Here is an 18,924-nt window from a genome sequence, read left to right as displayed (position 1 = left end):
TGTGCGCTGTAAAAAAAGAAGCGGCCGCAAATCATCGTGCGGCCGCATGAGAATGGTCTGTTTACTTATCGCGCTACCCGCATTCCCTCGCTTGCGCTGCGGGCTAGTGGAAGAGACGCATCGCAAGTCGTGCCTGCGCTACTTCTTCCCACCCAACGGTTTGCTGATCAGCATTTTCAGCTTCGATTTCTCATCCACCAGCTTCCCGGCGGCGATGTCCGCTTCGGTGAAGCGGGCCATCAGGATCTCACCGTCGGTGGCGCGGTTGCGATCGTAGGAGATGTAGATCGTACCGTCTGGCGCCTGAACTCCGTCGGGGTAGCTGACTCCCTTTCGTTCGTCGAGGACGAGCCCGCCGGTCCAAGTCTTTCCTTCGTCGTCCGAGAGCCAGGCCGACAGTTGCACGCGGCCTTCGTGGGCGTCCGCTTTATCGCCATGCTTGATCAACAAGATCTTGCCGCTGGCCAAACGGCGAAAATGAAAACGCGCGTTCGGTTGGCGAATGCCGGTCGGTTCGGTCGGCGTCGCCCAGGTCTTGCCCCCGTCGGTCGACGTCGTCTGTACGATTCCTTTGGCGGTGCGTGCGAGCATCCAGAGCGAACCATCTTTTCGCTCCACGATCATATGTTCTTGCCAATCCGGATTGGGGAGGGTCACGGCGCCACGGCGCTCCCATGTTTCCCCTTTGTCCTTCGAGACGAAAACGTTAGCGCCGCGGAGCGGATCAAGCTCGGTAAAGCAGCCTTTGAACGGGCCGAACCCGCCGCGCTGATCGAGCGAGATCGGCAGCATCCATTCGCCAGTCGACAGGACGGTCGGCTTGTTGAGCGTCACACCGTGCCAGATGCGGCGCGGCTTCGACCAGACCGGCTGGTCCGAGTCAGGGTTGTCGCAGATCGTGGCCCAGACCCCTGCTCTGCCGTCGAACATATCGATCGACTGATCGAAGATCAGCCACAGTCGCCCCAGCGGATCGGTCCAGAGATTGCCAACCAAAATGCTTCGGTCGCGGGGCAAGTTCGGCGAGTGCGAATCGACAACCAATCGCGGCGGCGACCAGGTTTCGCCATCGTCGTCGCTGCTGGCCAGTACGAAGAACGCCTTCGGACTATCGCCCCCGGCGACCCAGCAAGCCCAGAGCCGACCGCCCGGCGTCCGCGACATGCCGATCGTCATCCCGTAGTCGAGCTTATCGAGCCCATACTCGGGCAACGGCTTCGTATTGAGCGTCGGCGGAATGAGGGCGAGATCGGCGATCTTCTCCATCACTTCGATTTCGAAGGCTCGCGTTTCTGCGGGGGTGAGGTTGGCGAAGTCTTTTTCCTGGGCGAGCGCGAAGGAAGAAAATGGAATGAGCGCGCAGAGCAATAGATGGCGGAACCGCATGGGGGATCTCTTGTGGCGTGAGTGTCGGGGCAATCGGATCACTCGGATTATAGTATTCGCAACATGCAATAGCGAACTTTTCGAAGATGACGCCCGCGATTAAGGCGCCTTGATTTGCGTTACGCTACTGACGCTTGCCCATGTCGGTAGATGGGGGGCTGGGTTTATCGGCGGTTTTCTGGAATTCTCGCATTTCTTCAAAGCTTAGTGAAACAGCCGCGTCAATCTCGGCGCGATGTTGCGCCAAGATCTCTTCGTGCACGTGCTTTGACAAACGGAGTATTCCACTGGGGAAGTAGTTGTTGCAATAGACGTGTTTATACTTTTCCCCACACTGCAACGACGCCGCCATTTGAGTCCCATCGTGAACATCGGCATGGTATTCGGCGTCGAGATTGCCGAAATCGATTTGGCGCAGCTCCTCGCAAAGTTGATCGACTTCTTTTCGCGATAGCTGAAGAGTCGCAAGTTTCCAGACCGGAAGTTGCGACGTACGATCGCGAAATACATATCTCGCATTGCCATTGCCAGACGCTAACAGTTGGTCATAGCCATGCCAGCCGGAGCCGAAGCTGAAGCGAAAATGGAAATCATCGTCTGGTTGGATCACCTGGCTCGGGAAATAATCGCCCCCTTTTACCCTCTTGGACAAAGCGTGCGAATTCTCGCGGCGTTCGTTCCAGCGTGGCAAATTCTCCAGCGCGATGCATACGAATAGAGCGCAAATCGAGAGAAGTACCGCAATCTTTGTCGCTACGAGCCGTGGGCCTTTCACGCGTCCTTCTCCGGGAAGAATAAGCGAGAACGCCCGAAGTCGAGCGATTGGGCGACGTCCTCAGTAATCAACCTTACGCAATGGAACGACGCCGGGAAATCACCCCAACTCCGCATGCCCAATCAGCGTGTACTTCGGCCCACGTCGTTCCAGCTGGCTGGCGTAGATCCCGGCCTCCATCGCCGGGCTGACGCCGGCTTCGTAGTCGGCGTGTTCTTTCAGCAGCTCGGTTAGATTCTTTAGCTGCGGCGTTGGGCGTTTAATGCGGCCCAGCGAGAGGTGCGGGTGAAACTTGCGGGCCGTTTCGGGGTAGCCGATCTCGGCCAACTCTTCGGCGATGGCGCTTTGCATTGCGCAGAATTCGTCAGCGCCATGCGTCATGCCGAGCCATAAGGTGCGGGGGCGTTCAATATCGGGGAACGCCCCGGCGCCGGCGATCGTGAAGTCGAACGACGGGACCTTCTCGGCTCCCCGCATCGCCGCGCGACTAATTTCGACCGTCTCTTCCGGCGTGACGTCGCCGAGGAAGCTGAGGGTGATGTGCATGTTATGCGTTTCGACCCACTTCACATCGGCTTCGCTCGCGGCCAGCAAGTTAATCAAGTTCTGGGCGCGGCGTTTCACTTCGTCGGTGACGGCCATCGCAATAAAGCAGCGCGTGACGTTCATAGCGGGGTTCTCGGCTGCTCCAGATCCGCTTCCGTGAAGGAAGCGGACCATGAGACGCAGTTGGCGCTTGTCAGCTTCGTTAGAAGCTGAGCATCTGACGATACTCGGCGAACCGGGCGTCGACGTCGGCCCGTTCGATCTTCTTCATCTTTTCGAGGCTGAAGTCCTCGACGTTGAAGCTGGCGACGACCGTGCCGTACGCCATCGCTTCTTTCAGGGAGGCCGGCGAGAAGTCGTTCTTCTCGGCCAGGTAGCCCATCATGCCGCCGGCGAAGCTGTCGCCGGCGCCGGTCGGATCGACGACCGTTTCGGTCGGGAAGGCGGGCATCACGTAGGTTTCGTGCTCCGAGAAGAACATGGCGCCATGTTCTCCCTTTTTCAGCACGACGAACTTCGGCCCCATCTCCAGCACTTTGCGGCCGGCGCGAACCAGGTTCTCATCTTCGGTCAGCTTCTTCGCTTCGCTGTCGTTCAGCACCAGGCCGTCGACCTTCTTCAGCATCGCTTCCAGGTCGTCGCGAGCGATCTCGATCCAGAGGTCCATCGTGTCGGCGACGACCAGCTTCGGACCGGTCATCTGCTCCAGCACTTTCATCTGGGTCGACGGAGCGCCGTTGGCCAGGAACAAGAAGGGACTGCGGCGGTAATCGTCGGGCAAGGTCGGGCTGAAGTTTTCCAGCACGTTCAGATGAACTTCCAGCGTGTCGCGGTCGTTCATGTTCGACTGGTACTTGCCGGTCCAGCGGAAGGTCTCGCCCCCTTCGACGATTTCCAGTCCAGCCGTGTCGACGTTACGGGCCTTCAGCAGATCGGTATGAGCGCTCGGCCAATCTTCGCCAACCACGCCGACCAGTTTGACGCCGGTGAAATAGCTGGCCGCATACGAGAAGTAAACGGCCGAACCGCCGAGGACGTCTTCACGGACTTCGGTGGGGGTATGAACGCTATCCAGGGCGATAGAACCGACGACGAGTAGTGGCATAACGATGGTTTCCAAAGAGAGGGACTGACGACGCCAATCGCGCCCGCTTTGACCACAGACGCCCAGCAAAAGGGCTGATTATAAGGAAAACGGGGGCGATTCGTCGACCGGGGCGAATGGCCTCCATCGGTCATCTAGGCCCCAGGTACCAGTTCCCAGCGGAGGGTCGTAATCCGCCCTTGCTCGGCTTGCAGCTCTTCGTCGCCGCCGTACGGCCGGAGCGGGATTTCTCGGGCCATGATCGACAGGTCGATCTCGTTCACCTTCCAGGGCCAAGGCGATATCGTAAACCGCCCTCCCCCTTCGGGCACGATCTGTAGCGAGATATGGTCCGGGGTATCCATTTTGTGCGGCTCCGTCCGATCGGCCATGCAGAACCAGAGACTGATCCAGTCGAAGAACCGTAATTCTTCTAAGGCTCGCTCGGCGCGATCTTTGGTGCGGTCGCGATCGCTCACCATCCACTGAGCGAGCCAGAACTCGCACTTCTTTTCGTAGTGGTGAAGAAAAGCCTGGCCGCCAGGGGTCTTGGCCGAATGGCTTTCGGCCCGGAGGATCGAGAAGTGTCGCGCGACGACGTATTGCGCGAGCGGTCCCCACGGCGCCACGGCGTCGATCGAATGTCGCCAGATCGACTCGGCCTCGGTGTGCGGCATGTCGAGAAACGACATTGGTCGCCCCGCCAGACGATCGACGCGCGGCAATGGATCCCACTGGTCCCAGCCGTCGTCATGATGATAGATCGCCGGCAGCGTGTTGAAGCGGCAAGGGAGATCGATAAATGGCTCGGCGCCCCATGCTTCCGCAAGACGCCCCGAAACGTGCGCATGGGCCGTTTGAAAAATGAGCTGATAAACCGGCTCACCGAATTTGTTTACCGCGTCGCGTACGATCATGGGGCGTCTCCATAGTTAATTCTACGCGATCGGCGGGCGGAAGTTGCTGTGAAAATTGGCACGAAACGTCGGCGAGAACCGCTTACGCCGCGCGTTCCGGCGGAATTTGAATCTCGGCGCTCGCTTCCAAGCCTTCGGCGATTTCCGGCAAGACTCCCTTGCGCCGATAGATAGGAGTCACATGCTCACGCAGTCGCGGCAGCATCCACGCAAAAGCGGCGATTCCGACCAGGCATGCGGCGCCGCTGAAGGAGATGGCGAACGTCGTGCCGAAGCGATGGGCGACGGCGCCGGCGACCAGGCTGCCGATCGGCGCCGTTCCCATGATCGCCATCGTGTAAAGACTCATCACGCGGCCCCGTTTGTCTTCGTCGACGATCGTCTGCAGCAGCGTATTGCCGCCGGCCATCTGCATCATCATTGTGAACCCGGTGGCGATCAGCAGGCCGATCGAGAGAGGAATGCTGCGCGAAAAGGCGAATGTGATCATCGCGACGCCGTAAACGGCGCCGGCCAGCGCCATCCGGCGAGCCAGTCCGAGCACCGTCCTGCGCGAGGCGAGATAAATCGCCGCTCCAAGCGCGCCAACGCCGGTCGCTCCGGTAAGTAAACCAAACAGCTCAGGCCCACCATGCAGCACGTCGCTCGCCACTGCCGGCAGTAGCACCGACATCGGCATTCCCATCATGCTGATCAGCGCAAGCAGCAACAGCAGTGTCCGAATCGGCGGAAAGCCAAACGCATATCGAAAGCCTTCGATGATCCCCGCGCCTAGTTTGGCGCCGGGTGCGCGGCGCACCTTCGGCAGGTCGCGCATCAATAGGTAAGCGCCGATCACCGCCACATAGCTGACCGCGTTGAACAAGAAGCAGGGAACTGCGCCGAGCGCCGCCAGCAACAACCCCGCGGCGAACGGGCCGACCAGTCGCGAGCCGGTCACGATCGACGAGTTGAGCGCAATCGCGTTCGGCAGGTCGTTGCGATCCGGAACCATGTCGACTAGAAACGCCTGACGGGTCGGCATGTCGAAGGCGTTGGTCGCCCCCAGGATCAAATTCAGGACGATGATCTGCCAGACTTCAATGTGCCCGGTCCACATCAACAGCGCGAGCAGCGCCGCTTGCGTCATCGCGATCGCTTGCGTCACGAGCAAGGTGCGGCGGCGATTGAAGTGATCCGACAGCCCGCCGGCGACCGGCGCGAGAAAAAACGTCGGAATCTGACCGGCGAACACGACAATTCCCAACAGGAGCGTCGAGTTGGTCATCTCGTAGACCAGCCACGCGAGCGCCGTTTGCTGCATCCAGGTACCGATCAGCGAGACGCTTTGCCCTAGTAGGAACAAGCGGTAATTGCGATGCGCCAAGGCGCGCACAATCCCGCCAGGTCCGGTTGGGGCGCTGGACGATCGTGTGAGTTGGCCGGCCATGGCGTGCGACTTGACCTGCTAGAAGTGGAACTGCGTGGCGTATTTCTTGAATAATTCGCATGCAAACTAGGCGGGGCAAGATCGCCTGGATGAACTTTCATTCATGTTTGCTGGCGCCGCAGTTCCCATAAACGGAAATTACTATGTCTTTTCCTGCGGCGGCAGCTGCATTTCGGTGGGAGGAAGAGGGAACTCGGCCGGGGTTTCCAGAGCATCGCCGAGCGGCTGATCGGCCGCGGCGAGATCGACCATTTCCATTGCCTCTTGCCGCAAGAAGGGAAGCATCCAGGCAAACGCCGCGCTCCCTGCGATGCAGCAGATGCCGCTGACGGTGATCGACGTCAGCGGACCGTAAAACTGCGCGATCGCTCCGGCGATCAAACTGCCGAAGGGCGCCGTGCCGAGAACCGCCATCGTGTAGAAGCTCATCACGCGGCCGCGCATCTCTTCGCTGACCAGCGTTTGCAACACGATGTTGCCCCCGGCTTTGATCAGCATCAGGGCGAACCCGGTGATCGCCAAAATCGAGAGCATCAGCCCCGGCGTTTTGGTCCACGTAAACAGCAGCATCCCGCCGCCGTAGACGAAACCGGCCAAGACGATCCGCACGCCGATTCCCGCGATCGTCTTACGCATCGCCAGGTAAACGCCGGCCAGGATCGCGCCGACGCCGGTCGCGCCGGTCATCTCACCGTAGAGATCAGGACCGGCATGCACGAGGTCTTCCACAATCGCCGGCAACACGACCGAACCTTGCATCCCCATCACGCTGACCAGGCACATGAACAGCAGCAGCGAGTAAACCGGCGGCAGTCCAATCGCGTAGCGAAACCCTTCGCGAATGCCGTCGCGGACGGCGATCGTTTTCGCCGGCTCTGGCGACGCCAGATTGCGCATCAGAAACAGACCGGCGATCACCGGCAAGTGCGTCAGCGCGTTGACGAGAAAGCAAAACGCTTCCCCCATCGTCGCGAGCAGCAGACCGCCGACGAACGGGCCAATCAGACGCGAGCCGTTGACGATGGCCGAGTTGATCGCGATCGCGCCAGGGAGATCTTCTCGATCGTCGACCAGGTCCGCCACGAAGGCGTGACGAAGCGGGACTTCAAAGGCGCTGATGATTCCCAGGATCAGGCTGAAGGCGATTATCTCCCACTGATTGATCTGACGCGTCCAGACCAGCGCCGACAGCGTCCCGGCCTGGAGCATCGCGATCCACTGCAGCAACAGGATCGTTTGGCGGCGGTTCAAGCGGTCGGAAAGAACGCCGGCGATCGGCGCCAGGAAGAAGGTCGGGATCTGTCCGGCGAACGCGACCAGACCGAGGACGAAGGTCGAATGTCCGAGCTCGTACGTGAGCCAGGCCATCGCCGTGTATTGCATCCAGGTGCCGGTCTGCGAGATCGCCTGGCCGCCGGCGAAGTAGCGGAAGTTGCGATGGCGCAGCGCCGGACCCCAAGGGGAACGTTGGGGAGCGGAGGATTGCGAAGCGTCATCCTTGGGCATACGCACTCCAATGGGCGGTGAGGTGGAGAAAGTTCTGCCAAAATCGTAATCACTGCATCCCCCGGTTCGCTACAGCGCCGCACGAGAAACTTTTGGCGACGGCGGCGGGTTGCAGGAGATGCTCTGCGCGACAGATTTGGGCAATGAATGCGCAAAAGGGCAAAACGCATGCGAAATAGGCAAATTTGAGCGGCGCGTCTCGCGAAGAAATGCGCAGTTTTCGCGAATGGCCGGGGAGCGGCTTCAGTTGTGACCGATAGACTACAAATACCTCGATCATTGCACGAGAAATCAACCAGCGTCCCCACTTTTGGCGACAGCTGCTCTTCAGGATGAGCAAACGCCGCAGCAGGCTGATTACGCTGCGACCGACATATTCCTTTCTATCTTTTCCTGCTGTTTTTTTCTTTAGGAGCGTTGGATGAGTGTGCGCAGATCGAGCGGATTTACGCTCGTCGAACTTTTGGTGGTCATCGCCATTATTGGCGTCTTAATCGCTCTGCTGCTCCCCGCGGTGCAGCAAGCGCGCGAAGCGGCTCGACGAATGAGCTGCAGCAACAAGATGAAGCAGCTCGGGCTGGCGCTGCACAACTATCACGACACGCATCTCGTCTTTCCATACGGCTACTTTGACGGTGGAAGCACGATCAACAATCGTGAGACCTGGATGCAGACGCTGCTGCCGTTCATCGAATTGAACAACGTCTACGATCAATATCGCGCGGCCGGCGTGTTGTACGTGATGGACGTGCCGTCGGCGATCAAGGGGCTGCAAATCCCGGCGTTCCGCTGTCCGTCCGAAGCGGAGCAAGACGCCCAAGGGGGCAACGGCGATGCGCGTCCGACGAGCGATCCGTCTTACGGTTTTCAAGGGAATTACGTCGCGTGCAGCGGTAACGACCTCATGCTCTATACCGGCACGAACGTCTCGAACACCAGCTACATGAGAGGTCCGTTCTTCCGCTTGTCGAAGACCAAGATGTCGAGCTTTACCGACGGTACGAGCAATACGCTGGTCTTCAGCGAATCGATCTGCAAGCCGGGCGGAACTTCGACCAGCTGGGGCGACGCTGGCGGATATTGGGGGGGCGCGCCGCACGGTTCGTATGGCTTCACCACGTTGGAAGGCCCCAACACCAAACTGCCCGACGAAGTCTATCAGTGTAAGACGACGACGTACGATCGAGCCCCTTGCGTCTCGGTCACCAGCTCCAACACCAAGGTCAACTTCGCTCGCAGCTACCATCCCGGCGGCGTGATGGCGACCTTGGCGGATGGTTCGGTTTCGTTCTACAGCGATACGCTCACGCTTTCCATCTGGCATTCCCTCGGTACGTGCAGCAACGGCGAGGTGATTCCCAGCAACTAGTCCGCCGGTTCCCTAGCGCGGCGTTCTTTATCAGAAAGCGATACCAACCATGCGTAAATATCTGTGTCTGTTTGTCCTCTTGGCGGCGGGCGTCGGTTGCGGCGGTCCGGCCTCGTATCACGTGGAAGGCCATGTGAAATACGACGGCAAGCCGGTGGAAGAGGGCGCCATTATCCTGCGGGATCTTGATGAAAAGTTTCCGAGCGTGCGGGCCGAAATCGTCAACGGCGGTTACGCCATGGACGTCACGCCTGGCAAGAAGATCGTCCAGGTCCGCGCGACGCGCAAGACTGGTCGCAAGATCGAAGCGAATCCGGGAGAGATCGTCGAAGAAGTGGCGGAATTCATTCCGCGCAAACACAACTTCGAATCGGAGCTGACGATCGAAGTCGCAGGAAATCAGCAGGACCTGAACTTCGATTTGGAAAAGTAAGCCCGCTTCGAGCGGTTACCGTTAGCAAGATAAGGCGACTCGCGATGTGCGAGTCGCCTTTCTTTTTGCGCGCACAAACGCTAGGTTGCGGGCAATAGGTGCGAGGTTCCCTGTTCCGGCGGTCGGCTAGAATGGGCGGAGATATCACGAGGTATTATCCGCAGCGTCGCTCGGAGACGCTGATTTCTCCTCCCCAAGAAAGTGCCCACCGATGTGGACGAAGATTTTCGCTGCGGGACTGTTGGCGGTTCTGGTCGCTGGTCAAACGCCTCTTTGTGCGGCCGAAACCTATTCCGGTACCGAGCCGCTGACGATGGACGGGGATATCGCCGCCCAGATGGTCGCCGGGATCGATCGGTTCCTGTTGGACGAAATCGACGCGTCGGTCGCCGCTCGGAATGACAAGTGGCGATGGGACTTCTCTTCGCCCGAGAAGCATGAGCAAGCGATCGCCGAGAATCGCGCGCGACTCGCTCAACTGCTCGGCGTGCGTGAAACGCGCGAGCCGTTCGACGCTCCCAGCTTACTAGCGACGGCCGAAACGTCGGCCTTGGTCGCACAAGGCGACGACTTCGACGTCTACGCCGTCCGTTGGCCCGTGCTGAAAGGAATCAACGGCGAAGGGCTGTTGCTCGTTCCGACAAAAGGAAAAGTGGTCGCCGACGTTGTCGCGATTCCCGACGCCGATCAAACGCCCGAACAAATTGCCGGTCTGGCCGCCGGCGTTCCGGCCGAGTCGCAGTTCGCTCGCCGCTTGGCCGAAAGCGGTTGCCGCGTGATCATTCCGACTTTGGTCAGCCGCGAGATGTCCAAACGGAACGGCCGCGCGAATCTTTCCAATCGCGAGTACGTCTATCGCTCGTCGTTCGTGCAAGGACGCCACGTGATCGGCTTTGAAATTCAAAAGATCCTCGCCTGCGTCGATTGGTTCGCCAAGCCGTCGGGCAATGACGTTCCGATCGGCGCGATTGGTTACGGCGAAGGGGGAATGCTCGCCCTGTATAGCGCCGCGCTCGATCCGCGCATTGATCGCGTCTGCGTCAGCGGATATTTCGCGCCGCGGGAAGCGGTCTGGCAAGAGCCGATCGCGCGAAACGTCTTCGGGCGGCTCGAACGTTACGGCGATGCCGAACTGGTCAGCATGATCTGGCCGCGGAAATGCGTGATCGAACGTGCGGCTCATCCGGCGGTCACGCTGCCCGGCGAAGGGGGCGCTCCTGGTCAGATCAGCACGCCGACGGACGAAGCGGTCTCGGCCGAACTTGCCCGGGTCGCGAAGTCGGATCATCTGGTGGTTGGACCGACGAGTGGAGACGCAGCGTCGCGGCCGTTCGGGCAGATGTTGGCAGCCTTTTTGCCGAAAGAAGCGACCCTGGCCAGCGGCGACGGCAACGTCGATGTGCTGCAAATAATCGACGCCGCCGCGCGCCAGACGCGGCAAATGACCGAAATGGACGACTACGATCAGGGGCTGCTCGCCGTGAACGAGTTCGTCCGCAAGGACTTCATGAAAGGGCTCAATACGTCGTCGGTCGAAGCGTACGAAGCGAGCGCCGAGAAATACCGCGAGATCTTTTACAACGACGTCATCGGGCGGTTCGATCGCCCGCTGTTGCCGTTCAACGCTCAGTCGCGCAAGTCGTGGGACAATGAAAAATGGGTCGGCTATGAAGTGAAGCTCGACGTCTTTCCGAACGTCTTCGCCTATGGCGTGCTCTTGCTGCCGAAAGACCTGAAGCCGGGCGAGCAGCGGCCGGTGGTCGTTTGTCAGCATGGGCTCGAAGGGCGACCGACTGACTGCTTCGACAGCTCACACAAAGCGTACAACAACTTCGCTTCCGACCTATGCGAACAAGGCTACATCGTCTTCGCGCCGCAGAACCCCTACATCGGCAAGGACGACTTCCGCACGCTGCAGCGAAAGTCGAACGCCCTTGGCAAAACCCTCTTCTCGACGATCGTGCCGCAGCATCAGCAGATCGTCAATTGGCTGAAGACGCAGCCCTGCGTCGATCCCGAACGAATCGCCTTTTACGGGCTCAGCTACGGCGGCAAGTCGGCGATGCGGATTCCGGCGCTGGTGACCGACTACTGCTTGTCGATCTGCTCCGGCGACTTCAACGACTGGGTGTTGAAGACCGCCAGCTCGCGACACAAGTTCAGCTACGTCTGGACCGGCGAGTATGAAATCTACGAGTTCGATCTCGGCAGCACGTTCAACTACGCCGAGATGGCGGCGCTGATTTGCCCGCGACCCTTTATGGTCGAGCGCGGACATTTTGACGGCTGCGGCGAAGACGAATTCATCGGCTGGGAATTCGGCAAGGTGATCTTCCTTTACCAGGGGAAACTTCACCTGACCGATCGAACCGAGATCGAGCACTTTATCGGCGGTCATGAAATCCACAGCCAAGGAACGTTTGCCTTCCTCAGCAAACATCTCGACTCTACTCCCAAGGAATAAGCGTCCGCTAGACGAGAAGTCAGCAGGTGGACGGAGGCTGTCCAAGTCGGGCGTCTCTGTTTTGCGCCTCTTTCGATTGCGCGTTAAGATGGATCGCCGTAGTCCACGCAGCGCACATCAGCAATCGGAAGGTCGGCGTTTTGGGAAGCTTCGTCATCATTACGGAAGAGCCGTACGAGCCCGGTTGGTTTTCGCGAACTTTCTTCGGCGCGACGCCGCGTCCCCGCCCTCCTCGTCCGGAAGCGACGCTTGATCTTGAGCGGACCGCACACCAGATCGTCGACTTCTTCGTCGAGCATGGTTACCTCCATAAGCCGCTCGTTCCGCCAGAGCACTCGCGTGAAGCGACTTACGCGACGCAGAATCTCTTCACGCGCAGCGGCGATCAGTTGGTTTGGGCCGATCCGACCCTCCAGTGGCATCACCTGGCGTTTGAGCCGCGTTGCTTGCGCCGCGACATCGAGCCGCTGACGCAAGCGGTGACTATCGCTGAATCCTGGCCCAATGGAGAGGTGGCCGAGGGGCTCGATCCCGACGAGATCATCGCACCGATGCTCGACATCCATCTCTTTTCGCGGCCGATCGAACTGATCGAAATTCCGTATGACGCGACGGTTGGACATCCGTGGGGGATGATCGAATTCCAGTACGGCGATCTTTTTCACGCAGGGCGCCCGCGGAGCTGGACCGAGGAGCAGCCGCTGGCCATCGACCTGGCGAAACTGTTTCAGTGTCGGGTCGAAGCGCGGCATTTGACCTGATTGCCGGGCCGAAACGCCCAGATTTTCGCCCTTTTCCGAAATTTCTGGAGAAAGGATCGATTTTCAGTAGAATAGGAACGCGTCGGTCGCGGTCTCTCCCGCCGCCGTTCCGGCGACGATCTTCATGCTTCCTGCAATCACCCACACCCCGCAAGGAACCCGCCCCCATGAGTTCACCCGATCAGGCCTCGCGTGATAAATCAACGCGACGTGATTTTCTCGTCGCTTCTACGGCGGCCGCCGCTGCCGCTTCCTTGGCGACGATCGTCCCGTCGAATGTGCTCGGCGCCGAAGGCCAGACTGCTCCGAACGACAAGATCAATCTCGGCGTCATCGGCATTGGTCCGCGCTGCACCTACGACCTGAAGTCGATGCTGCCGTTTAATGACATTCAGTGCGTCGCCATCGCCGACGTTCAGGCCAGCCGCCGCGACGCCGGCAAAAAGCTGGTCGATTCGCACTACGGCAACAACGACCTGGTTCTCTACAACGACTTCCGCGAACTGCTCGATCGCAAAGATATCGACGCTGTGCTGATCGCGACCGGCGATCGTTGGCACGCCGCCGCGTCGATCCTGGCCGCTGAAGCAGGCAAAGACGTCTACAGCGAGAAGCCGTGCGGCATCACCGTCGCCGATTGCCAGAAGCTGGCCGATACGATGAATCGCGAAAAGCGCGTCTTCCAAGCCGGCACGCAGCGCCGCAGCGTCGCCAACTACGCGAAGGCGGTCGAGATCGCGCAGTCGGGCAAGCTCGGCAAGATTCATACGCTCCACGCTTCGGTCTATCGCCCGACGCTGGAAAACACCTGGCTGCCGCAGGAGAAAGAGCCGTCGAAGGACGTCTGCGACTGGAACATGTGGCTTGGCCCGGCCGCGTGGCGTCCGTTCAATCAGGCCTACGTCAACGGCAAATGGCGCGGCCAATGGGACTTTGACTCCGGCGCTCGTTTGCTCGACTGGGGCGCCCATACGCTTGACATTTGCCAATGGGCGAACAACTCGGACGACACGATGCCGATCGAGTACATCCCCGGCGAAGAAAACATCACCTGTCTCTACGCCAACGCCGTGAAGCTGGTGATGGACTTCCTGCCGGAACCGTTCGGCAAGCGCGAGCCGCACTACATCACGCGACTCGGCACCTGCCCGGTCCGGTTCGTCGGCGAAGAAGGTTGGGTCGAAACCGGCGACAGCGGCGAGATCGTAATCGAGCCTCAATCGCTCGCCAAGGAACTTCCCGACGCGAAGAAGCGAGTCAACGGGCTCGACGTCTCGACCCACGCTCGTAACTTCTTCGATTGCATCCGTTCGCGCGAATTGACCGCCGCCAACCAGAACGTGATGCGCCGTTCGCACATCGCCTGCCATGCCGCGGCGCTCAGCTGGATCTTGGGTCGCAAACTGACGATCGACCCGGTGAAAGAAGAGTTCGTGAACGACGAAGAAGCGAACCTGCTGCGAGCCCGCGGAACCCGCGTCTGGGCCTAGAACGCTTTCGAGAAAACGACCGAAAAGGAGCCTGCAATCGCAGGCTCCTTTTTCATGCGCTTTCTCCCCAACAAGCCCGCAGCGCAAGCAAGGGAATGCGACAGGAAGCATTGGGAGGCCAGGCAGCGGCGCCGCCCGATTCGCTATACTGCTGAGATAACCTCGAATCGAGACAGGCGGATAGTGATGGATTTCCCTTTGAATTGGACGACGCTGTTATCGAGCCAGCGGGTACGGCGGGAGTCGAGCGACGAGAAGTCGCCGCCGCGAAAGGTACCTGACGGCGAGCGGCGGACTCCGTTTGAGCAGGATTACGACCGCATCGTCTTTTCGCCCCCGTTCCGGCGGCTCGCGAAAAAGACGCAGGTCCATCCGATGGCCAGCAACGACCATATCCATAACCGCCTGACCCATTCGATCGAGGTTGCTAGCGTCGCTCGTTCGTTCGCCCGGCGGGTGTCGAACCTCATCTCGCAGTCGGAGCAGCTTTCGACCGAGCAACTGACGTCGATCGACTGGATCGTCCAGTCGGCTTGCTTGATCCACGACATCGGCAACCCGCCGTTCGGCCATGCTGGCGAAGAGGTGATCCGGACCTGGGCGCAGAAGCACTGGGACTACATCTTTCCCGAGTCGCTCGCCGGGCATTGGACGGCCGAAGAAGAGGCCGAGATCCGGGCCGACTGGGAGATCTTTGAAGGAAACGCCCAAGGGTTTCGGATCGCATCACGGCGCGACAATCCGCAGGCCGGCTATCTGCGACTGACGTATGCGACGCTCGGAAGCGTGGTGAAGTATCCGTGGGGTTCGATCGACGCGAAGCGACTCGGCAAGCGGAAGCACAACTTTCACTCGCACGAGAAACAGATCTTCGCCGACGCCTTCCAGACGCTGGGACTCGTTCGCGCGGACGGCAGCTATTGCCGGCATCCTCTTTCGTTTTTGACCGAAGCGGCGGACGACATTTGCTACCGGATCCTCGATCTGGAAGATGCGGTCGCGATGCATATCTTCGAGCAGAAGCGGGTTCACCAGCTGTTGCTCGAAATCACCGGCAACCAGGAAAACCACTGGATGGGCTTAGCCCAACTCCGCGGTCAGGCGATTAACCAACTAGTCGACCAGTTCTGGAAGGTCTTTGAAAGCAACTACGAAGCGATCATGCGCGGCCAGCGCCAGGACGATTTGAAGTCCTCCTTGCCCGACGAGTTCAAAGGGCATTTGCAGCAAGTCGCCGAGATGTACGAAGAGATCTTCGGCCATCGGAAGAAGATCGTCACCGAGCTAGGCGCGTATCACGTGCTAGGACGCATTCTGAAAGCGCTGCTGAAGACGGCCGAGTCGATCGGCAACGCAAGCAACTATAGCCAACTCCACTTCCTGTCGAAAAACTGTGCCGAACTGGCATGGAGCAAAGAGTACGTCGAACAAAACTTGGACAAACCGCACGCGTGGTGGCTTGGCCAGGTGATGGATTTCGTCAGCGGGATGACCGACAACTACGCGACGCGGTTGTCACGGGAGTTGGACGGGCTGGCGTTTGAGTTGTAGAAAACAGGGGTGCCGTTGCCACGTCTTTGTGGCAATGAATGCGGTCGGATAACAGCGGACGATGTCGCCATATCGACAACTTCCAGTCTCATCCTCTTAGGCCCAACGGGCCGTCCTAACCTAGCCCAGGGTAAATCGCCGCAGGCGATGCAGCCCTGGGATTACGTACCAACAAAGACGCCGGCGTTTGATTATCCACCGGCAACGCCATGTCAAACGTCAACGATTGATTCTCGAATGCATACCCAGGGCTGCATCGCGAAGACGCGATTGACCCTGGGCTGCTTTAGAACGGCCCGTTGGGCCTAAGGCAAGAAGAGCTCAGGAATTACCCGCGATTCCGCATCGTCCTTGCGATATCCCGTTTCGCATCCTGCGACTTCAGCTTCTCGCGTTTGTCGTGCTGTTTGCGGCCGCGGCCGACGCCGAGCAGGACTTTGACGCGTCCCTGTTTGAAATACATCTTGAGCGGGACCAGGCTCAGACCTTTGTCTTCGCTTTTGCCGGCGAACTTGGCGATTTCGCTTTTGTGCAACAGCAGCTTGCGGGGGCGTTTCGGCTCGTGGTTGAGGAACATGCTGGTGTTGCGGTATTCGGGGATCTCGCAATTAACCAGAAAGACCTCGCCGCGCAGGACGCGAGCGAACGACTCGGTGAGCGACAGCTTGCCGTCGCGGAGGCTTTTCACTTCGCTGCCGACCAGTTGGATGCCGCACTCGAGCGTATCGATGATTTCATAGTCGTGCCGGGCCTTCCGATTCTCGCCGATCGGACGCTCCAGCTTCTTCTTTTCGTCTTCTTTCGACTCTTTTTTTTTCGCCATGGGTGCTTTCGCTCGGGCCGCTAGCGGCGGGGCGGTTTTTGATGAATTGATCTTGCGAAGCGGAAAATCGCCGCTTCGTTTGCTAGTCGTTATCGGCTACGGGTTTAGCTGCTGTCAGGCTCCGTGGCTGGCCTTTCCCCGAGTGGAGGGAATTGCTACTCTCCCCGTCCTTGATCGCAGCCAGAAATTAGCCTCTTGCGGTGACGATAATCCGTGTCTTCTCGTAACGAAAACTACTACGATTCGACAGGCGTCGACTTCCACTACTTGGGAATGATCGACTTCGACTTGTGCCTCGCTTTACAGCGCCGCCTGGTTTATGAAGCCGGGGGACGCGACGACGGGCGGATTGTCGTCCTGCTCTGCCAACATACCAGTATGATCACCGTCGGCCGTGCAGGTTCGCGGCAGCACATTCGCTTGACGCAGGACGAGCTCGATACGCTTCGCTGGCAGGTTCGCTGGGTCGGACGGGGGGGCGGTTGCGTACTGCATGGCCCTGGCCAACTTGCGATTTACCCCATTGTACCGCTGAAAAGCCGCAATTGGACCGTCGGCGAATATTTGGAGCGATTGCAGCAAGCGCTGGTCGCGACCGCCGTTTCGCATGGCGTGCCGGCCTATGCTCGACCGGGCCGCTATGGAATATGGGGAAAAAGCGGCCTGTTAGCGGCGGTTGGCGCCGCCGTGCAGAACTGGATTACCAGTCACGGGGCCTTCCTGAACATTCACGCCAGCGGCGACGCGCAGTCGTTCGTCGAGGCGAACCCGCCCGAATTGGCGGCCCCGGGCGATTCGCCCATTATGGGGAGCCTGCTGTCAGAAACGGATCAACCAGCTAGAATTGAGACTGTGGCCCGAGTCGCAGCGCGACGGCTGGCTGATTCCTTCGACTGCGTCCAACGGCGTTGGTACGAGGGGCATCCCTTGCTATTTGAAATCTCCGAGCATCAACGTGAGCGACTCGCACGAGTTGGTTAGCCGTCCCGTCGTCGAATTACCGGTCATCGACGCCCCAGGTTCCCATCCGAAACAACGTCTGCCGAAGTGGCTGAAGCGAAACGTCCCCAAGGGGAACGCCAATCACTTTACGCAGAGTCTGCTGGAAGAGCTGCAGCTGGAAACGGTCTGCGATAGCGCCAAATGTCCGAACCGGATGGAGTGCTACTCGCAGAAGACCGCTACGTTCATGATCCTGGGGAACGTCTGCACCCGGGCCTGCAGCTTCTGCTCGGTCCCCCGCGGTAAGCCGGAAGAGCTATCGGGCGACGAACCCGATCGTTTGGCCGAAGCGGCCTATCGTCTGGGCCTGAAGCACGTGGTCATCACCTCGGTCACCCGTGACGACCTGCCCGACGGCGGCGCCGATCACTACATCCGCTGCATCGCCGCCGTCCGCGAGCGAACCGGCGCAACGGTCGAAGTGCTGACGCCCGACTTCATCCACTGCCGGGAAGCGCTCGACCGCATCATCGTCGAAGCTTCCCCCGACGTCTTCAATCACAACACCGAAACGGTTCCGCGGCTCTACAAACGAGTTCGCGGCGTCACGTCGGATTACGCCTGGACGCTCGGCCTGCTGAAGCGGGTTAAAGAGCTGAACCCGAAGGTCAAAACCAAGAGCGGGTTGATGCTGGGCCTAGGCGAGACGCACGAAGAAGTCTTTGCGGTGCTGGAAGACCTGCTGGCCCATGACGTCGACTTCCTGACGCTTGGCCAGTACCTGCAGCCTGACGAACAGCGTTACTTGAAGGTCGAACGTTACATCCCGCCGGAAGAGTTCGAGATGTTCGGCCGCAAATCGAAAGAGATGGGCTTCAAGCAGGTCGCCAGCGGCCCGTTCGTCCGCTCTAGCTATCATGCCCGCGATATGGCGGAAGCGTATTAAAATGAGCGATCTACCGAATTGTCCCGAATGCGCTTCGGAGTTTACCTACGAAGACCGCGATCTATTAATCTGCCCCAGCTGCGGGCACGAATGGACCAAAGCGGCCGCCGAAGAAGCTGCCGCCGCCGCGATCATCCGCGACGCCAACGGCAATGAACTGCAAGATGGCGACACCGTCACGGTCATCAAAGACCTGAAGGTGAAAGGCTCTTCCCTGGTCGTCAAAGTCGGCACCAAGGTGAAGAACATCCGCCTGGTCGACGGCGACCACGACATCGACTGCAAGATCGATGGGATTGGGGCGATGCAGTTGAAGTCGGAGTTTGTGAAGAAGGCGTAGTGACGCCTATATGTTGGGGTGCCATTGCCACGTCTTCGTGGCAATGAATGTGCTTGGATTGGCCGTTCGAGGCTGCCCTGCAAGTACGGCAAAAGGAATGGTTGCCGTTTTCGCTTAACAACACGCCGAATGATCGCCGGCCGCAATCATGGCCACGCAGAC

Annotated in this window: 17 protein-coding genes; 9 read left to right on the top strand and 8 right to left on the bottom strand. The window is 59.6% G+C overall.

Going from position 1 to position 18,924, the window contains the following annotated elements; translation table 11 throughout:
* Positions 1-138: 138 nt before the first annotated feature.
* The 7 genes from LOC68_RS13175 to LOC68_RS13145 all read right to left on the bottom strand — a co-directional run bounded on the left by LOC68_RS13175 (position 139) and on the right by LOC68_RS13145 (position 7,643).
* Complete coding sequence (locus LOC68_RS13175) at positions 139-1,386, bottom strand: sialidase family protein (protein WP_230219260.1); 1,248 nt, start codon at positions 1,384-1,386, stop codon at positions 139-141.
* Between the two features lie 124 nt (positions 1,387-1,510).
* A complete protein-coding gene (locus tag LOC68_RS13170; protein WP_230219251.1) occupies positions 1,511-2,161 on the bottom strand; it encodes a hypothetical protein in 651 nt (216 codons plus the stop codon).
* Between the two features lie 99 nt (positions 2,162-2,260).
* Positions 2,261-2,830: an RNA 2',3'-cyclic phosphodiesterase gene (thpR, locus tag LOC68_RS13165; RefSeq protein WP_230219249.1), complete on the bottom strand. Its 570-nt coding sequence runs from the start codon at positions 2,828-2,830 to the stop codon at positions 2,261-2,263.
* A gap of 79 nt (positions 2,831-2,909) precedes the next feature.
* Positions 2,910-3,812 carry a PfkB family carbohydrate kinase gene (locus LOC68_RS13160; protein WP_230219247.1) on the bottom strand — a complete coding sequence of 301 codons (903 nt, stop codon included), beginning with the start codon at positions 3,810-3,812 and terminating at the stop codon, positions 2,910-2,912.
* Positions 3,813-3,946: 134 nt separating this feature from the next.
* Positions 3,947-4,708 (bottom strand): DUF3891 family protein, encoded by a 762-nt coding sequence (locus LOC68_RS13155; protein ID WP_230219245.1) that lies wholly within the window; start codon positions 4,706-4,708, stop codon positions 3,947-3,949.
* Positions 4,709-4,790: 82 nt separating this feature from the next.
* Positions 4,791-6,083 (bottom strand): MFS transporter, encoded by a 1,293-nt coding sequence (locus LOC68_RS13150; RefSeq protein ID WP_230225140.1) that lies wholly within the window; start codon positions 6,081-6,083, stop codon positions 4,791-4,793.
* 195 nt (positions 6,084-6,278) lie between these two features.
* The gene (locus LOC68_RS13145) at positions 6,279-7,643 is read right to left on the bottom strand and encodes an MFS transporter (RefSeq protein WP_230219243.1); all 1,365 of its coding nucleotides are present in this window, start codon (positions 7,641-7,643) and stop codon (positions 6,279-6,281) included.
* A gap of 421 nt (positions 7,644-8,064) precedes the next feature.
* Here LOC68_RS13145 and LOC68_RS13140 point away from each other — a divergent pair, with 421 nt between their 5' ends.
* The 6 genes from LOC68_RS13140 to dgt all read left to right on the top strand — a co-directional run bounded on the left by LOC68_RS13140 (position 8,065) and on the right by dgt (position 15,711).
* Complete coding sequence (locus LOC68_RS13140) at positions 8,065-9,012, top strand: DUF1559 domain-containing protein (protein ID WP_230219241.1); 948 nt, start codon at positions 8,065-8,067, stop codon at positions 9,010-9,012.
* 49 nt (positions 9,013-9,061) lie between these two features.
* Positions 9,062-9,445, top strand: a complete 384-nt coding sequence (locus LOC68_RS13135; protein ID WP_230219239.1) for a hypothetical protein — start codon at positions 9,062-9,064, stop codon at positions 9,443-9,445.
* A gap of 211 nt (positions 9,446-9,656) precedes the next feature.
* Positions 9,657-11,909, top strand: coding sequence for an alpha/beta hydrolase family protein (locus LOC68_RS13130; RefSeq protein ID WP_230219237.1), 2,253 nt, complete (start codon positions 9,657-9,659; stop codon positions 11,907-11,909).
* Between the two features lie 140 nt (positions 11,910-12,049).
* Complete coding sequence (locus tag LOC68_RS13125) at positions 12,050-12,670, top strand: hypothetical protein (protein ID WP_230219235.1); 621 nt, start codon at positions 12,050-12,052, stop codon at positions 12,668-12,670.
* Positions 12,671-12,837: 167 nt separating this feature from the next.
* Positions 12,838-14,160 carry a Gfo/Idh/MocA family protein gene (locus LOC68_RS13120; RefSeq protein ID WP_230219233.1) on the top strand — a complete coding sequence of 441 codons (1,323 nt, stop codon included), beginning with the start codon at positions 12,838-12,840 and terminating at the stop codon, positions 14,158-14,160.
* 186 nt (positions 14,161-14,346) lie between these two features.
* Positions 14,347-15,711, top strand: coding sequence for a dGTP triphosphohydrolase (gene dgt, locus LOC68_RS13115; protein WP_230219231.1), 1,365 nt, complete (start codon positions 14,347-14,349; stop codon positions 15,709-15,711).
* A 328-nt stretch (positions 15,712-16,039) separates the two neighbouring features.
* Here the strand turns inward: dgt and smpB are convergent, their stop codons facing one another.
* The gene (gene smpB, locus LOC68_RS13110; RefSeq protein WP_230219229.1) at positions 16,040-16,534 is read right to left on the bottom strand and encodes an SsrA-binding protein SmpB; all 495 of its coding nucleotides are present in this window, start codon (positions 16,532-16,534) and stop codon (positions 16,040-16,042) included.
* A gap of 213 nt (positions 16,535-16,747) precedes the next feature.
* Between smpB and LOC68_RS13105 the strand changes: the two genes are divergently transcribed.
* The 3 genes from LOC68_RS13105 to LOC68_RS13095 are packed head-to-tail and all read left to right on the top strand — an operon-like array spanning position 16,748 to position 18,762.
* Positions 16,748-17,515 (top strand): lipoyl(octanoyl) transferase LipB, encoded by a 768-nt coding sequence (locus LOC68_RS13105; RefSeq protein WP_230219227.1) that lies wholly within the window; start codon positions 16,748-16,750, stop codon positions 17,513-17,515.
* A 25-nt stretch (positions 17,516-17,540) separates the two neighbouring features.
* The gene (lipA, locus tag LOC68_RS13100; protein ID WP_230225139.1) at positions 17,541-18,422 is read left to right on the top strand and encodes a lipoyl synthase; all 882 of its coding nucleotides are present in this window, start codon (positions 17,541-17,543) and stop codon (positions 18,420-18,422) included.
* A 1-nt stretch (position 18,423) separates the two neighbouring features.
* On the top strand, positions 18,424-18,762 hold the full coding sequence (locus LOC68_RS13095) for a zinc ribbon domain-containing protein YjdM (protein WP_230219225.1): 339 nt from the start codon (positions 18,424-18,426) through the stop codon (positions 18,760-18,762).
* The last annotated feature ends 162 nt before the right edge of the window (positions 18,763-18,924 follow it).

This window comes from Blastopirellula sediminis (assembly GCF_020966755.1).
GTDB classification, from domain to species: Bacteria; Planctomycetota; Planctomycetia; order Pirellulales; family Pirellulaceae; genus Blastopirellula; species Blastopirellula sediminis.
This window is presented reverse-complemented; position numbering and strand designations above follow the sequence as displayed.

Excerpts from the sequence above, each read along its gene's own strand:
- LOC68_RS13135 (WP_230219239.1), top strand. The coding sequence starts at position 9,062 with ATGCGTAAATATCTGTGTCTGTTTGTCCTCTTGGCGGCGGGCGTCGGT.
- LOC68_RS13160 (WP_230219247.1), bottom strand. The coding sequence starts at position 3,812 with ATGCCACTACTCGTCGTCGGTTCTATCGCCCTGGATAGCGTTCATACC.
- LOC68_RS13130 (WP_230219237.1), top strand. The coding sequence starts at position 9,657 with ATGTGGACGAAGATTTTCGCTGCGGGACTGTTGGCGGTTCTGGTCGCT.
- LOC68_RS13155 (WP_230219245.1), bottom strand. The coding sequence starts at position 4,708 with ATGATCGTACGCGACGCGGTAAACAAATTCGGTGAGCCGGTTTATCAG.
- LOC68_RS13120 (WP_230219233.1), top strand. The coding sequence starts at position 12,838 with ATGAGTTCACCCGATCAGGCCTCGCGTGATAAATCAACGCGACGTGAT.
- LOC68_RS13175 (WP_230219260.1), bottom strand. The coding sequence starts at position 1,386 with ATGCGGTTCCGCCATCTATTGCTCTGCGCGCTCATTCCATTTTCTTCC.
- LOC68_RS13145 (WP_230219243.1), bottom strand. The coding sequence starts at position 7,643 with ATGCCCAAGGATGACGCTTCGCAATCCTCCGCTCCCCAACGTTCCCCT.
- thpR (WP_230219249.1), bottom strand. The coding sequence starts at position 2,830 with ATGAACGTCACGCGCTGCTTTATTGCGATGGCCGTCACCGACGAAGTG.
- smpB (WP_230219229.1), bottom strand. The coding sequence starts at position 16,534 with ATGGCGAAAAAAAAAGAGTCGAAAGAAGACGAAAAGAAGAAGCTGGAG.
- dgt (WP_230219231.1), top strand. The coding sequence starts at position 14,347 with ATGGATTTCCCTTTGAATTGGACGACGCTGTTATCGAGCCAGCGGGTA.
- LOC68_RS13140 (WP_230219241.1), top strand. The coding sequence starts at position 8,065 with ATGAGTGTGCGCAGATCGAGCGGATTTACGCTCGTCGAACTTTTGGTG.
- LOC68_RS13095 (WP_230219225.1), top strand. The coding sequence starts at position 18,424 with ATGAGCGATCTACCGAATTGTCCCGAATGCGCTTCGGAGTTTACCTAC.